The organism is Candidatus Pelagibacter sp. HIMB1509 (assembly GCF_052047855.1).
Taxonomy (GTDB): Bacteria; Pseudomonadota; Alphaproteobacteria; order Pelagibacterales; family Pelagibacteraceae; genus Pelagibacter.
The window spans coordinates 14,832-28,769 of sequence record NZ_JBNAIU010000002.1 but is presented as its reverse complement, the minus strand read 5'-3'; the positions used below and the strand labels follow the sequence as shown (position 1 = coordinate 28,769).

Here is a 13,938-nt window from a genome sequence, read left to right as displayed (position 1 = left end):
CTATTATACTATCTTCAATTAAATTAGAGAATATTTTATTATTATAATTTTTTTTAAAACTTAATTTATTTTTTTTTAATATTGAAATATATTTTTGGAAACTGATTTTTGAATTTATTTTTGAAATGGCATAAATATTTGTTGTTTTACCAAAAATATTTTTACCGTAAAATTTTACAAAGTTTTTAAATGAATTTTTTATTTCAGATATTGTTTTGCTAGATCTGGGGTAGTGGTAGCCAAGGTGAAACCTTTGTTGGTTTTTAAGTGATGTTTCCCCCATTATATCTGGGTTTTTTTCATATAGATCAATATTATATCCAGCTTTGCTCAGAATTAGGGCAAATGTACAACCAAAAAGTCCAGCCCCAACAATACAAATTTTTTTATATTTCATTTTTTTTTGAATGAACTATCCAAATTAATACTGAAAAAATATACCAAAATAAAAAAGCATTATTTGTAGTAAAAAAGCTTCCATGAGGTTTAAAGGGAAAAATAAATGATAAATTCATTGCTAACACAATAGAGTACGCAAAATTATTATAAAGTTTTCTTTTTATAAAAATTTCTATTATTTTATATACATAAAATAAAAAAAACATTAAACCAATAATTCCAGTATCTGATAGCAATTCTACGTATATATTGTGTGGGTGCGTAGTACATACTACACCTTCATATTCTATTACTTTTATACATTCATTTCTAAAAGATTTTATACCAGTACCAAAAAAAAAGTTATCTTTAAATATAAGTATTCCAGCTTTATAGTGGGCAAACCACATGTTATTAAAAAATATTTTTTTTAATTTTTCTAGTTTATTATTTGTATTATTATTTTTATTGTTATTTATTTTATTTTTCTCAAATTTTTTCTCATTCTTATTTATATCCTGATTTTTTTCAGACTCATTATTTTTTGATAGAATTTCAGTTTGACTATTAGAAACAGTAGGTAAATTTAAAAAGTTATATTTAGTTTTTAAAACTTTTGAATAAGAAATAATTATAATAGTAGAGATTATTAATGAAACAAAAATAAATAAAATTAATCCTCTATTTTCTTTATTTATAAAAAATAAAAAAAATAAAAAAATAAGTGTTGTTAAAAATGCATTTCTTTCTCCTGTTATAAATATAGTAATAAAGAAAAATAAAAATAATAAAAAATTTGAAAACTTATTTAAATTAAAAAAAAGATTGATAAAAAATATACTTATTATTCCAAAACAAAATAAATATATTCCTACTATATATTCTGTTCCGAAAGGTCCTGATAACCTACCATATGCATGTTTATAGTTTACTGAATTTCCAAAAAAATCAATATCAAATATAAATTGGTATATTGTATCAAAAGATACTAAAATATTAAAAATTAACAAAAAAATACCTATCTGTTTTAAGTTCTTGTTTTTAAGAAAATCAAAAGCAATTAAGACAAACAAACCATAAGCAGTAAATCTTAAATATCCAAATGCTTTGTGTGCTGTATTAAACTTATCTTCAGAAACTATTATGTTAATAACTAAAAAAAATATTAATGTGTAAAAAATATAATTATATTTTAAATAATTTTTTATTTCATTATTATGAAATATAATTACCCATAATAAACAAGAAACAGTAATAAAATTTGCATAAAAACTTCCTAGAATATAAAATAAGGGAGTGATACAGGTTAAAGATATTAAAGAAATAGACTTTAATTTATCATTTTTATTAGTATCCATATCTATTTTTATTTGCATAAAATATTCTAGTTAATAAATATTATATGTGTACTATAAATTATATTAATTTTATTTATCATCATAATTTAAATGATTACAAAGTTTTTTCGAAAAGTTTTTTTAATATTAAAAATTATTGTAAACAAGAATTTTTATTACAAAATAGCAAAAAGCCAGAATCATAATAAAGAAAATATTTTTTTAAAAAAAATTTCAAAAAAACTAAAAAATAAATCATTTATTGAAATTGGATTTCACCATTTAGAATTTAATAGTATTGGCTTAATTGAAAATAATTTTTCAGGAGTTTTGATAGACGGAGGTAGAAAAATAAATTGTTTAATAATGAAATTGATTATTTTTATAATTAATAAAAATGTCAAAGTTAAGAATTATTTTATTACGAAAGAGAATTTAACCAAAATTATAAATAAAAAAAAAATTGGATGTATTTCTATTGATATAGACGGTAATGATTACTGGATAATAAAGGAACTTTTAAACAGCAAAATTTTTCCAGAAATTTTTGTAGTTGAATATAACGCTTCCTTTTTAAATTTGCCGATAACAATCCCCTATAAAAAAAAATTTGATAGATTTAAATTTGATAAAACTGGATTTTATCATGGAGCATCCTTAAAAGCATTTATTAAGTTATTTAAAAAGTTTGATTTTAAATTAGTTAAAACAATCGATGGCGTAAATGCAATTTTTGTAAATTCAAAATTTTCAAATTTAAAATATTTGAAAGAGATTACTTTCACAGATGCATATAAAGAGGGAGTTCTAAGAAATAAATGGAGTAGAAGTAGAGCTAAAGATCAATATAAATTGATTAAAAATTTACCTTTAAAATATGTGTAATTAAAAACCTTTATATGAAAAAAAAAAAATTTTTTATTTCTGTAATTACTCCAAATTACAATGGAGAAAAATATTTAGAGCAAACAATATTATCTGTATTAAAACAAACGGATAAAAATTTTGAGTATATTGTCATTGATGGTAATTCTAAAGATAAGTCAAAAAAAATTTTACAAAAATATAAAAAAAAAATTGATAAATTAGTTATCAAAGAAGATAACGGAATATACGATGCTGTAGAAAAAGGTATTAAAATGGCTAGTGGTGAAATAATAATATGGATAAATTCTGATGATTTACTTCATCCAAATGCAATAGAAAATGTAAAAAAAATTTTTAAAGCTAAACCAAGTTTAGAATGGATAAATGGAATTAATGGATACATAAAATATGGTTATAAATTTTTTGGCATTCCTTATGTCTACCCAAAATTTATATTTAAATTTGGCTTTGCTAGGCATGATATTTGGGGATACTTACAACAAGAATCTGTTGCATTTAAAAAATCCTTATTTTTAAAAGTACGTGGATTTGGTCTTAAACCTACAATCGCAGGAGATTATAAACTATGGATGAAATTTTCAAAATTTGCTCTTTTGAAAACTTATTATATTAAAATTGGATATTTTAGAAGTTGGCCAGGTCAAGATTCAAAAACAAAAAAAATTGAATATCAAAAAAATTCAAATGTATATTTTAAGCATTTAAGTTTTAGATATATTAGGCTTTTTATTTCACTAATTATTTTGCCTTATATTGTTTTAAAGACAGTTTTTTTATTAAATACATATAAATTGTTAAAATAACTATTAGAATTAAATATAAATTAATTTCAAAAATTAGGTATATATATAGAGGCAAATTTACTATTATTAAATAGTATATTAGTGTTTTTATATGACCGAATTTATAATACATCAAATGATGCAAATGATTTAAATCTCCAAACAACGGATTTTTGTTATTTTTTATTCTTTTAAAAAACAGTCTAATAAAATCTAACCCAGGCAACATCATTATTAAAAAAATTTCTTCAACATAATATAGTTGAGGATTTAGATAATTTTCTTTTATTAATATAGTAGAAATAGTAATTGAAATTATATAATTTCCAGAATCACCTAAGAAAAAATTATATTTCAAATTTAAAAATGTAAAAATAATTATTGAAGAAAGTAAAATAAAGAAAGTACTTAATAAGGTATAGTTTTTTGAAATCAAATAAAGAAATATACTTAAACCAACCAAACTTGCTAAACCATCAATACCGTCTATAAAATTAAATGCATTTACAAATATTACCAAGCATAAAATTGGAAAAAATATTATTATAAATATATTATCTGGAAAGTATAAAGTACCAATAGACAATAAATTTAAAGTTTTAATTGTCAAAGTTATATCATTAACAATTACAAGATAGCTTACAAAACAACAAAAAATAATTTTTAAGTATGGAGATACATCGCTAATGTCATCTATTATTGCTATTAAAAAAAATAAAAAAGTTATGAAAATACTTAGATATATGTGATTGTCTGAATTATTAATTACATAAAAATAATTAATAATATAACCTTGGAAAAGAATAATGCCACCCAACAAATACGATTTATTTTTATGAAATGTTTTTTTGTTAGGATGAAGTATTAAATTTAATTTTTCTGAAATTAACTCTTTAAACTTTATTATAATTAGTATTAGAAATAAATTTAAAAAAAAATAATTTATAAGCATTTACTTACTAATTTTTTTAAAAAATCTTTTTGCAAAATATTCAAAATAAAAACATAACAATCCATTTATCGTATGTATATTAATTCCATGTCCATTTATTAATTTTTTATCTATATACAATTTTCCATATTTTTTATGCAATCTCTTATTTAATCCAACATGTTCGCATACATTCCCATTTTGACTATCATAATTAAAATTTAATATCTTATCTAATCTATAAATTGCCAATCCACCAAATGCAGATATAACTTCAATATACCTATTTTTTTTTATTTTATTAAGAAAAAAAAATTTAACTAAATATTTTTTAAAAAGTTTTTTTACAATTAAATTTTGTGTTTTATAAATCTCAAATTCATTTTTTATTTTATCAATAAAATTATATTCAATTAAACCTTTAATTCTTAAAGCAAAAATATCATAATAAAATATACTTTGACTAGCAAACAAAGCATTCCATTCTTTTTTCTTTAAAGAGTTTTTTATTATGTTGAAATTTATATTATTATTCACATTATCAGCATCCATGACTAACAAATAATTGAAATTTTTTAATTTTTTTTTATTGTTTATGTAATTTAAATATTCATTTCTACAAATTTCTAGTCGTTTTATTCTATTAAATTGTTTTTTAAAATTTTTAGTTAAAACAAAACCTTTCTTATTTTTGAGATAATTTTGACAAAGTTTTTTTGAATTATCAGTGCAATCAGAGAGAACAAAAATTAAATAATAATCTTCAAAATTTTCAGTGATATCATTCAAAATAGAGAAGAATTTTTTTAAATTTCTCTCTTCATTTTTAATTGTAGAACATAAAATAATTTTTTTATTTAACATTTTTTTACTTTGAATTATTTATTCACATATGTTTGAAATTTTAATTTTTTTAATTCTTATAACTTTTTTAATTATAATTACAGGAATTATATCTTCCAGATTTTTATTTAAAAATAGCGCAATAAGTCTTGAGATTTATGAAATAGGATTAATTGGAATTATAACTTTAACTTTCACAACTTTTTTAATTCATTTTTTTTTTCCACTAAGTGAGATTAATAATTTTTTTATTTTTTTTATAATATTAATAATTTTTTTTTTCACAGAAGAAAAAAAAATATATTTTAAAAAATTTGATTACAAAATTTTAGCTATATCAATACTTACAGTTTTTATAATGACTATTAAGTATAAGCCTAATGAAGATTATGGTTACTATCATTTGCCTTATATAATCAATATGATTTCAGATAAAATTATTTTTGGATTGTCAAATATTCAAGTAAATTTTGCATGGAACTCTAGTTGGTTGAATTTTTCGTCTATTTTAAATTTACCTTTATTGAAGATAAAAGGCACACAACTTTCAAATTCTACTCTATACTTTTTTGTATTATGTCTATTCCTAAAAGAGTCAAAACAAATTATTTTTAAAACTAATATTTCTAATTTATTTATCCTTACATCTTCACTCTATTTTATTATAAAATTTTCAAGAATTTCTGAACATGGTTTCGATTTTCCTGCAAATATTTTTCTAGTTTTAAGTTTTTTTTATTTTTTAAAAATTTTTGAGGAAGATAATGTTGAATTAATTAAAAAATATTTTGTATTAGTTTTGTTATTTTCAACTTATTGCTTAACAATAAAGCTATCTACTTTTATGTCACCATTATTAGTTTTATCATCTTTTTTTTTAATTTATAAAAAAAAAATTAATATTCAATTTATAATTCGACCACTTATTTTTTCTTCAACACTTATACTTTTTTGGCTAGTACAACAATTTATATATTCTGGTTGTTTTATACCTTTTTTTGATTTTACATGTTTTAAATCTGTTCTTTGGCATAATACAGGAATAACAGAAGCTGTTAATAGTGCAACTGGTGCGGTAAATAAATCGTTTAGCAATTATTCAGGAAATTTATCTCCTGAGGAATATGTTAAGAATTTTAATTGGGTCCAAACATGGTTTGAAAGAAATAAACCTGAGTTTTTAGATCATTTAACAGCATATTGGGCCCCAATACTTATTTTATTTTTTATTAACTTTAAAAATTTTTTCAAAAAACAAATATTTATAAATAAAAATAACGAAAAAAAACTTATTATAAGATTTAATATTTTATCAGTATCAATTTTGCTATTTATTTTAGTTGGTTTATTTCTGTGGTTTAATCGATCTCCTGTAATAAGATTTGGAGTCCCTTATCTATTAGTTTTAAATTTTTTAGTCCTTTATTTAATTTTAAATAAACTAAATAGTAACTTCATGTTTAAAAAGGGAATTTTATTTATATTTGTATTGGCGTTGATGTTTAATATTACAAAAAATATTAATAGAATTAAAAACTATGAAAGTACGTCCTATTGGCCAGAAATACTTGTTTTTAATTATTCACAGAGTAGAAAAGGTAATTTTAAAGTAAATTATCCAGACTCAAATGATAAATACCATAAAAAAAAATATTGCTGGTCAATCCCTTATATTTGTCATATGGGGAAAGGTAGTGGTTTAAATTTTGAAAAAAAATTAAGTTATATGATTATTTCTAGAGAGGAAAAATATGAATAAATATTTGATTGTAGGTGGTGGAGGCTTCATTGGAGGTCATTTAATTAAGAGGTTGTTGGATGAAAAAAATATAGTGAGAGCAGTAGATTTAAAGCCACTAGATTTGTGGTTCCAAAAATTTGAAAATGTCGAAAATTATTCATTAGATATGCAAGAGTATGAAAACTGTTTAAAAATGTCTCAAAATGTAGACTATGTTATTAATCTTGCATGCAATATGGGTGGAATAGGATTTATAGAAAATAATAAAGCTGATTGTATGTTGTCTGTATTGATAAACACAAATTTATTAAGAGCTTGTAAAATTAATAAGATTAAGAGATATTTTTTTTCATCCAGTGCATGTGCATATAATAAAGAATTACAAACTGATCCTAATATAGAGGGGTTAAAAGAGGAAGATGCTTATCCAGCAATGCCAGAAGATGGATATGGATGGGAAAAATTATTTAGTGAAAGGATGTGCAGACATTTTACTGAAGATTATGGTTTAGAAACTAGAGTTGCAAGGTTTCATAATATTTATGGACCAATGGGAACTTTTGATGGAGGTCGTGAGAAGGCACCAGCTGCTATGTGTAGGAAAATAATTGAGGCAAAAATTAATAACAAAGATACGATAGATGTTTGGGGTGATGGAACACAAACAAGAAGTTTTTTATATATCGACGATTGTATAGATGCAGTTTTAGAACTTTTCCATTCTAATCATTCTGAACCTATAAATATTGGTAGTGATGAAAAAGTTACAATAAATCAACTAATTGATATTGCAGAAGATTTATCTAAAAAAAAATTTAAAAGAAATTATCAGCTTGATAAACCACAGGGAGTAAAAGGAAGATCTAGTAATAATGATAAGATAAAAAAAATATTAGGTTGGAATTATAAATATACTTTAAAGCAAGGTATTCATAAAACTTATAGTTGGATTGAGGAAATTTACTTGAATAAGAAAAATGATGAATTTATTAGATTTACTAAAAAAAATTTAAAATCCTAACATTTTTAAAAATTAAATATTCCAAGTATGAAAAAAGATTTATTTAAAATAGAAAATCTTTTTTATAGAACAACAAATTCTAAAAGAATATCAAAATTTTGTTTTCAATATGAAATTTTCAAAAAGATTAAAAAAATTAAAGGATCTATAATTGATTATGGAGTTTTAAATGGATCTTCACTATTTAGATTTGCAATTTTTTCTGAGATAGAAAGTTGCAATAAAATGATTTATGGCTTTGACACTTTTAAGAAACCAAAAATTCTTGATAAGGATTTTTCAAAAAAAAAATTTAATCAATGGTATAAATCCTTAAGTGATCGCTCTACTTATAAACAATTATTAACAAATATAAAAAAAAGAAAATTTAATAAAATTAAGCTTATTAAAGGGCATGCTGAAAAAACGATACCTAAATTTTTTGAAAAAAGTATAAAAATATCTCTAATCAATTTAGATTTTGATTTATATTACCCCACTAAAGTTGCTTTAGAAAAGTCTTGGCCAATGCTTTCTAAAAAAGGAATAATAATACTTGATAATTATAAAGTATTTGATGGAGAAACCAAGGCAGTAAATGAGTTTTTAAAAGAAAACAAACTGTTAAAAAAATTAAAAAAGGTTAAAATTTATAGAACATTTTATTATTTGCAAAAATGACAAAAAAAAATAAAAAATCTTTAATAAATAATTTAGAGAAAACTAGAAATACCAAGAAGCAATTGAAGTGGTATGGTAACTTTTCAAAACACATTAATCATTTAAAAATTCAAAAATTTGATGTAGCACATTCTTTCCCCGTCTATAACACAAGGCAATGTGTACAAAGATTTCTGGAAACGTATGATTTTTACAAGAAAATAGAAAAGATTCCAGGCTCAATAGTAGAAATGGGTGTTGGTAAAGGCTCATTTTTAATGGCTATGGCTCATATTTGTTCAATCAATGAGGGACATCATTATACAAGAAAAATTTATGGATTTGATACTTTCAAAGGATTCAAAAGTTTATCAGATGAAGACAAGAATTCAAAAGCAAATCATATGAAGACTGGAGGTTTAAATTTTGATGTTTTTAATGATTTAAAAAAAATTATTAGTTTTTATGATAAAAATAGACAAATAGGTAACGTTAATAAAATATCATTGATAAAAGGTGATGTTATGAAAACATTACCAAAATTCCTAAGTAAAAATAAACATATAGTAATTTCAATGCTGCATTTAGATTTAGATATTTTTAAACCAACAAAATTAGCTTTAGAATTATTATATGAGAAAGTTCCTAAAGGAGGAATAATTATTTTTGATGAATTAAATCATGAAGATTATCCTGGAGAGACAATGGCATTTGATCAGGTTTTGGGAATTAAAAATTATCAAATCAAAAGATTGCCTATATCTCCAATGGCCAGTTATATCATTAAGACTTAATGTTATTAAATAAAAATTATATAAAAATTAAAAATTTTTTAGATAAGAAAGATCATACTGAAATAATCAAATTAATCTTAAAAAATATAAAAATTAAACAAAATAATATTAAATTAATTTCAAATAAAATTATTGACAATTATAAGAATGATCCTTCTAGCATAAGTACTCTTCAAGATAATTTAAAAGAATCAATTATCATAAAAAAAATTTCTAAAACCCAAAAATATAAAAAAAAAATTGGTAATATTATCAAAAATAAAAAAAAGAGTTTATTTGTTGATTTTAATCTTAGAATTGATTTACCAAGTATTTTTGATAAGGAAGATAAAAAAATGTCATTACCTTGGCATCAAGATTTTTCCTATTATCAAAGTAAAACGAACCTTATTAATTATGATGGGTATGTAATTTATATCCCATTATATAAATTAGGAACCAAAGAAGGATCATTAATTGTAGATGCTACTCCAGTGAATAAGTTTAAAAAACATAAAAAAAAATATTTAGATGTGAAAAATAAAAAATTTTTAAGGCATAAATTAGAAAAATTTAAACCTAAAAAAGAAATTAATATTAATTTAAGTGAAAGAGATGCTTTATTGATGGATTTTTTTTGTATTCATAAATCAGGAAAAAATACCTCTAACAAAGTTAGATTTACTTTGCTAATAAGATATAAATTTCTAAAAAACTAAATTTTTTTTTGCTAATTCAGCTAGTTTAAAATCGTCTATGTCATCAACATCTAGGGATTCAATTTTATTCATAATTAGGTGTCCTATTTTTTTTTGTTTAAAAAAATTTTTTGTTTTTTTGAAACTTTTCGTAGCACTTAAATATATACCTCCGTTAGGTCTGTATATTTTTTTATGATTTTGAGATCTAGTATTTCCTGTAATTAATGGTGAATTTTTCCAAAATGGCCTAATATAATTTCCATGAATTTTAATCCCCATTTTATAAACAAAACCAACATCTGTGATTGATATTAATCCATCTAGTTTTTTTTTTTCAAAAATTTCAAAAGCTTTTTTTATATGATTACTATTTCGCAGAGGACAAGTTGGCAATAATAAAGATATTGTCTCAAAAGTTTCATCTATCCTAAGTTTTTCAAAATAATAATTAATAACTTGTAAAACTTTTATTTTGTCACCAGAGAGTATTTTAGGTCTTTTTATAAAAAGAACATGGTCAAAATTCTTATATTTATTTTCAATATGGTGTTTAATTCTTAAATCATCAGAAGATACAATAATTTTTTCATAGCATTTTGAATCTATTGCAGCTTTTAGCGAGTGCTCAATAAGAGGAATTTTATTGAAGTTTCTGAAATTTTTATTTTTTAATCTTTTTGATCCTGCTCTAGCTGGTATAAAAGCAATATTTTTCACTTATATTTTCTCAACTTTTTTATCATTAATTTTTCACCTTCAGTAATAACTTTTTTTGCTGAACCTAAAGATTTTTCAATTACTCTTATTTCTTTTACTAATCTACTTAGGCCAAGGGGCTCTAAAGAACAACTATGATCTGAACCCCATAAAGATTTATCAAGCGTAATATGTCTTTCTATTACTTTTGCACCAAGCACCACAGCAGCCACAGTGGGAATTAAACTTATTTCATGTCCTGAATATCCCACAATTGATTTCTTATACTTATTTTTTAGTTTATTAATATATTTTAAATTTAAATCCTGATATTTTGATGGATATTCGCTATTACAGTGCATTATAACATTCGGATTTTTTTTTATTTTATTATATGCAATAGATATTTGTTTTTCAGAACTCATACCAGTCGATAAAAAAATAGGTTTTTTTAAAGAAGAAATAAATTTTAAAAGTTTTAAATCCGTTATTGATGCTGAAGCAATTTTATAACAGGGTAAATTGAAATCATGAAGGTCTTTTACGGATTGAATATCCCAACATGACGCAAACCAGGTGATTCCTTTTTTTTTACAATAATCATTAATAATATTGTAATCCTCTATAGAAAGTTCAGTTTTAATTTTATAATCAATATAACTCATCTTTCCCCAAGGTGTGATTTTTTTGGTTCTCCAATATCTTTTAGGTATTGCGATTTTTGGAGAACGTTTCTGAAATTTGACAGCGTCAGCTCCAGAATTTTTTGCAACATCAATAAGCTCTAAAGCTTTTTTTAAATCTCCATTATGATTAATTCCAATTTCAGCAATTATATAAGTTTTTGAATTAACTGAAATTATGTTATTATTTATTTTAATCATGAAATTTTTAAGAGGTCCTGTATTTTCAATTATTTTACCATTTAAAAAAAATGAAGATATAGATTTTTTTTCATTAAAAAACTATATAAATTATCTATTTAAAAAAGGTGCTAGAGTATTTTATGTAATGCCTTATAACTCAAGATTTGCAGTATTAAATGTAAAAGAGATAATTAAGGTAAATAGTTTTTGTAATAAAATAGTTAAAAAATTATCAAAAAAAAATTATTTTATTGCTGCAGAGCCGATACACTGCTCAACAAAAGATACTATAAAATTCTGTAAACTGTTTAAAAAAAAAGGAGCAGATGCTTGTAGTTTGATTTTTGGTGAAAAGTATTATGCAGATTTACAAGTTTACGATCATTTCAAAGAAATATCAAAAAACACTAATTTAGATTTATTTTTACACCAACAAGAGTTTGAGAAAGGAATTTATAGTAATAAAAAAAATTATTATAGTGTTAAATTATTAAGTAGAATTTTATCTTTAAAAAATTTTATTGGAATGAAAGAGGACAGTAAAATTGACTCATACACAAATAAAATTGTTAAAAAGTTTAAACTAAAAAAAATAATATTAACATCAGGTCAAGGAAAAAAACAATGGCTAAAGGTTGCGAACAATTGTTACGGATGGATTTCAGGCATTTCAAATATTGATCCCTGTTTAGGTAATTACTTTTACAATGAATATAAAAAGGGAAATTTAATAAATTGTAATCAATTTATTAATGATTTTGAGAAACCTTTTTTTAAATTGTCAAATAAATATGGTTGGCATAGAGTCATTAAAGCATTCTTGTTTTTTAATAATTTAATGGAGATTTATGAGAGAAAACCAGGTAGTGAATTAAACAAATCTGAATTAAGTAAAGTAAAAGAATGTTTTAAAAGATTTAAAGAAATATCTCAAAATAAATATCAGAATAAATTTTTTCAATAAGTTAATTTTAACAAATTACATATTGAAATTCAAAATTATTAATTTTCCAAATACTTCTATTAGACAAAGGTGGATTTATAATATCAAATTTTATTTCTCCGATAGAATTATACATTAGAAAATCATCGTTATGTTTTCCTCTTAATAGCGGGATTTCATAAAAGTCTTTGCTATTTTTAAAAATTCTTAAAATAATTCCCTTAGATATTACCGTAATATTAAATTTTATTTTAAAAATTATTAGTCTTTTCTGAACAAAAAAATTGTATCTAAAAATTTCATCCCAATAATCAACTTTTTTAAAAATATTTTTTATTATACCTCTACTTGGAAATATAGGTTTTTCAATTCTTTTAAATTTATCATTAAATAATTTTTTAATATCAATTAAATTTATGTTCAGACTCGTATTATAATAATTTATATTTTTATTATAATTTACATTTATTATCTTATCTACTTTATTAAAAGTATTTAATTTATTTATTGAATTTGTAAGATCTATACTAGTTATTATTTTTTCATTAAGATCAAGATTATATTTTATTAATTGGCTTAAAGATTTTATATTTTTTAATTTATTTATTAACTTTGCTATATCATTACTATTATTGAGGCTTTGGTAAATTTTGTTTTTACTTACCTTAAAAGTTAAAATTTCTTTTAAATTATCATCTACAATAATCTTTTTGTTTTTGTACAATTTCCTTAAAAGTGAAGTTGTATTTAAATAATTGTGTTGATCACTAGTTAGAAAAAAAGATGAAAAAAATTTTTTATTAGCAATATTTTCATAATGTTTTTTATTAGAAATATTACTTGGTATTGCATGTAAATCGAAACCTATTAATTTTATTTTTTTTGGATTAAATTTTAATACTTCGAGGATTGTTAATATTAAAGCATTAGGAAGAAATTTAAGCTTTTTCTCATATTCATAAATTTTATAAAGTTCTATTATGCTTATATTTTTGAATATATGTAAAAAGTTTTTTAGTTCATCTTTTTTATTATAAAATTTGGCACCTAAAGAAATGAGATGTTTACATTTTAATTTCTTTAATTCTTCAAAAAAATAATTATTGATACACAATTTAGGAGGTACTATACTATCATATTCTGAACATGTTGTGTGGAATAAGATGAAATTATTATTTAAAATATTTTGAACTGATTTAATCTCATCAATATGAAAATTTACAAGAACATTTAAGTCTGATTTTAAAATATCATATGAATTTTTTTTTACAGTTTCAACATTAGGTGCAATTATATTGATATTTTTTTTATAAAAAAATTCTTTTAAACTCTTTATATCAACTAGTTTTTCCATAAAATTTATATTGTTAAATATTCTATTGTATTTAGCTGCAAATCA

Annotated in this window: 15 protein-coding genes; 8 read left to right on the top strand and 7 right to left on the bottom strand. The window is 21.7% G+C overall.

Features of this window, described 5'->3' with window-relative positions; translation table 11 throughout:
- Together ACTTBO_RS07835 and ACTTBO_RS07830 are read right to left on the bottom strand one after the other, a co-directional pair.
- On the bottom strand, positions 1 to 397 hold a 397-nt coding region (locus tag ACTTBO_RS07835), incomplete at its 3' end, for an FAD-dependent oxidoreductase (RefSeq protein WP_440657162.1).
- Complete coding sequence (locus ACTTBO_RS07830) at positions 387 to 1,754, bottom strand: O-antigen ligase family protein (RefSeq protein ID WP_440657161.1); 1,368 nt, start codon at positions 1,752 to 1,754, stop codon at positions 387 to 389. The genes ACTTBO_RS07835 and ACTTBO_RS07830, both read right to left, overlap by 11 nt.
- 72 nt (positions 1,755 to 1,826) lie before the next feature.
- On the opposite strand from ACTTBO_RS07830, the gene ACTTBO_RS07825 reads away from it, so the two are divergent.
- Together ACTTBO_RS07825 and ACTTBO_RS07820 are read left to right on the top strand one after the other, a co-directional pair.
- Entirely contained in the window at positions 1,827 to 2,600 is a 774-nt protein-coding gene (locus tag ACTTBO_RS07825) for a hypothetical protein (protein ID WP_440657160.1), read from the top strand.
- Positions 2,601 to 2,614: 14 nt separating this feature from the next.
- Complete coding sequence (locus ACTTBO_RS07820) at positions 2,615 to 3,406, top strand: glycosyltransferase (protein WP_440657159.1); 792 nt, start codon at positions 2,615 to 2,617, stop codon at positions 3,404 to 3,406.
- On the opposite strand, the gene ACTTBO_RS07815 is transcribed toward ACTTBO_RS07820, so the two are convergent.
- Positions 3,342 to 4,337 (bottom strand): hypothetical protein, encoded by a 996-nt coding sequence (locus tag ACTTBO_RS07815; protein ID WP_440657158.1) that lies wholly within the window; start codon positions 4,335 to 4,337, stop codon positions 3,342 to 3,344. The two genes, ACTTBO_RS07820 and ACTTBO_RS07815, sit on opposite strands and share 65 nt — an antisense overlap.
- Positions 4,338 to 5,180, bottom strand: coding sequence for a hypothetical protein (locus ACTTBO_RS07810; protein WP_440657157.1), 843 nt, complete (start codon positions 5,178 to 5,180; stop codon positions 4,338 to 4,340).
- Positions 5,181 to 5,208: 28 nt separating this feature from the next.
- Here ACTTBO_RS07810 and ACTTBO_RS07805 point away from each other — a divergent pair, with 28 nt between their 5' ends.
- Genes ACTTBO_RS07805 through ACTTBO_RS07785 form a run of 5 tightly spaced genes read left to right on the top strand, consistent with a single transcriptional unit; the run spans position 5,209 to position 10,052 of the window.
- A complete protein-coding gene (locus tag ACTTBO_RS07805) occupies positions 5,209 to 6,918 on the top strand; it encodes an LIC_10190 family membrane protein (protein WP_440657156.1) in 1,710 nt (569 codons plus the stop codon).
- The gene (locus ACTTBO_RS07800) at positions 6,911 to 7,921 is read left to right on the top strand and encodes an NAD-dependent epimerase/dehydratase family protein (RefSeq protein ID WP_440657155.1); all 1,011 of its coding nucleotides are present in this window, start codon (positions 6,911 to 6,913) and stop codon (positions 7,919 to 7,921) included. Before ACTTBO_RS07805 ends, ACTTBO_RS07800 begins: the two co-directional genes overlap by 8 nt.
- A 27-nt stretch (positions 7,922 to 7,948) precedes the next feature.
- Complete coding sequence (locus tag ACTTBO_RS07795; RefSeq protein WP_440657154.1) at positions 7,949 to 8,581, top strand: TylF/MycF/NovP-related O-methyltransferase; 633 nt, start codon at positions 7,949 to 7,951, stop codon at positions 8,579 to 8,581.
- Positions 8,578 to 9,354: a TylF/MycF/NovP-related O-methyltransferase gene (locus tag ACTTBO_RS07790; RefSeq protein WP_440657153.1), complete on the top strand. Its 777-nt coding sequence runs from the start codon at positions 8,578 to 8,580 to the stop codon at positions 9,352 to 9,354. The genes ACTTBO_RS07795 and ACTTBO_RS07790 overlap by 4 nt, the downstream gene beginning before the upstream one ends.
- The gene (locus tag ACTTBO_RS07785) at positions 9,354 to 10,052 is read left to right on the top strand and encodes a phytanoyl-CoA dioxygenase family protein (protein ID WP_440657152.1); all 699 of its coding nucleotides are present in this window, start codon (positions 9,354 to 9,356) and stop codon (positions 10,050 to 10,052) included. The genes ACTTBO_RS07790 and ACTTBO_RS07785 overlap by 1 nt, the downstream gene beginning before the upstream one ends.
- Here the strand turns inward: ACTTBO_RS07785 and ACTTBO_RS07780 are convergent.
- Together ACTTBO_RS07780 and ACTTBO_RS07775 are read right to left on the bottom strand one after the other, a co-directional pair.
- Positions 10,041 to 10,751: an acylneuraminate cytidylyltransferase family protein gene (locus ACTTBO_RS07780; RefSeq protein ID WP_440657151.1), complete on the bottom strand. Its 711-nt coding sequence runs from the start codon at positions 10,749 to 10,751 to the stop codon at positions 10,041 to 10,043. The two genes, ACTTBO_RS07785 and ACTTBO_RS07780, sit on opposite strands and share 12 nt — an antisense overlap.
- On the bottom strand, positions 10,748 to 11,614 hold the full coding sequence (locus ACTTBO_RS07775; protein WP_440657150.1) for an N-acetylneuraminate synthase family protein: 867 nt from the start codon (positions 11,612 to 11,614) through the stop codon (positions 10,748 to 10,750). The genes ACTTBO_RS07780 and ACTTBO_RS07775 overlap by 4 nt, the downstream gene beginning before the upstream one ends.
- Here ACTTBO_RS07775 and ACTTBO_RS07770 point away from each other — a divergent pair.
- Positions 11,613 to 12,560 (top strand): dihydrodipicolinate synthase family protein, encoded by a 948-nt coding sequence (locus ACTTBO_RS07770; protein ID WP_440657149.1) that lies wholly within the window; start codon positions 11,613 to 11,615, stop codon positions 12,558 to 12,560. The two genes, ACTTBO_RS07775 and ACTTBO_RS07770, sit on opposite strands and share 2 nt — an antisense overlap.
- Before the next feature lie 7 nt (positions 12,561 to 12,567).
- Here the strand turns inward: ACTTBO_RS07770 and ACTTBO_RS07765 are convergent, their stop codons facing one another.
- Positions 12,568 to 13,893 carry a hypothetical protein gene (locus tag ACTTBO_RS07765; RefSeq protein ID WP_440657148.1) on the bottom strand — a complete coding sequence of 442 codons (1,326 nt, stop codon included), beginning with the start codon at positions 13,891 to 13,893 and terminating at the stop codon, positions 12,568 to 12,570.
- Positions 13,894 to 13,938: the final 45 nt, after the last annotated feature.

Coding starts and splice junctions, on each gene's coding strand:
- ACTTBO_RS07790 (WP_440657153.1), top strand. CDS start 8,578: ATGACAAAAAAAAATAAAAAATCTTTAATAAATAATTTAGAGAAAACT.
- ACTTBO_RS07810 (WP_440657157.1), bottom strand. CDS start 5,180: ATGTTAAATAAAAAAATTATTTTATGTTCTACAATTAAAAATGAAGAG.
- ACTTBO_RS07805 (WP_440657156.1), top strand. CDS start 5,209: ATGTTTGAAATTTTAATTTTTTTAATTCTTATAACTTTTTTAATTATA.
- ACTTBO_RS07800 (WP_440657155.1), top strand. CDS start 6,911: ATGAATAAATATTTGATTGTAGGTGGTGGAGGCTTCATTGGAGGTCAT.
- ACTTBO_RS07775 (WP_440657150.1), bottom strand. CDS start 11,614: ATGATTAAAATAAATAATAACATAATTTCAGTTAATTCAAAAACTTAT.
- ACTTBO_RS07765 (WP_440657148.1), bottom strand. CDS start 13,893: ATGGAAAAACTAGTTGATATAAAGAGTTTAAAAGAATTTTTTTATAAA.
- ACTTBO_RS07785 (WP_440657152.1), top strand. CDS start 9,354: ATGTTATTAAATAAAAATTATATAAAAATTAAAAATTTTTTAGATAAG.
- ACTTBO_RS07830 (WP_440657161.1), bottom strand. CDS start 1,754: ATGCAAATAAAAATAGATATGGATACTAATAAAAATGATAAATTAAAG.
- ACTTBO_RS07825 (WP_440657160.1), top strand. CDS start 1,827: ATGATTACAAAGTTTTTTCGAAAAGTTTTTTTAATATTAAAAATTATT.
- ACTTBO_RS07815 (WP_440657158.1), bottom strand. CDS start 4,337: ATGCTTATAAATTATTTTTTTTTAAATTTATTTCTAATACTAATTATA.
- ACTTBO_RS07820 (WP_440657159.1), top strand. CDS start 2,615: ATGAAAAAAAAAAAATTTTTTATTTCTGTAATTACTCCAAATTACAAT.
- ACTTBO_RS07795 (WP_440657154.1), top strand. CDS start 7,949: ATGAAAAAAGATTTATTTAAAATAGAAAATCTTTTTTATAGAACAACA.
- ACTTBO_RS07770 (WP_440657149.1), top strand. CDS start 11,613: ATGAAATTTTTAAGAGGTCCTGTATTTTCAATTATTTTACCATTTAAA.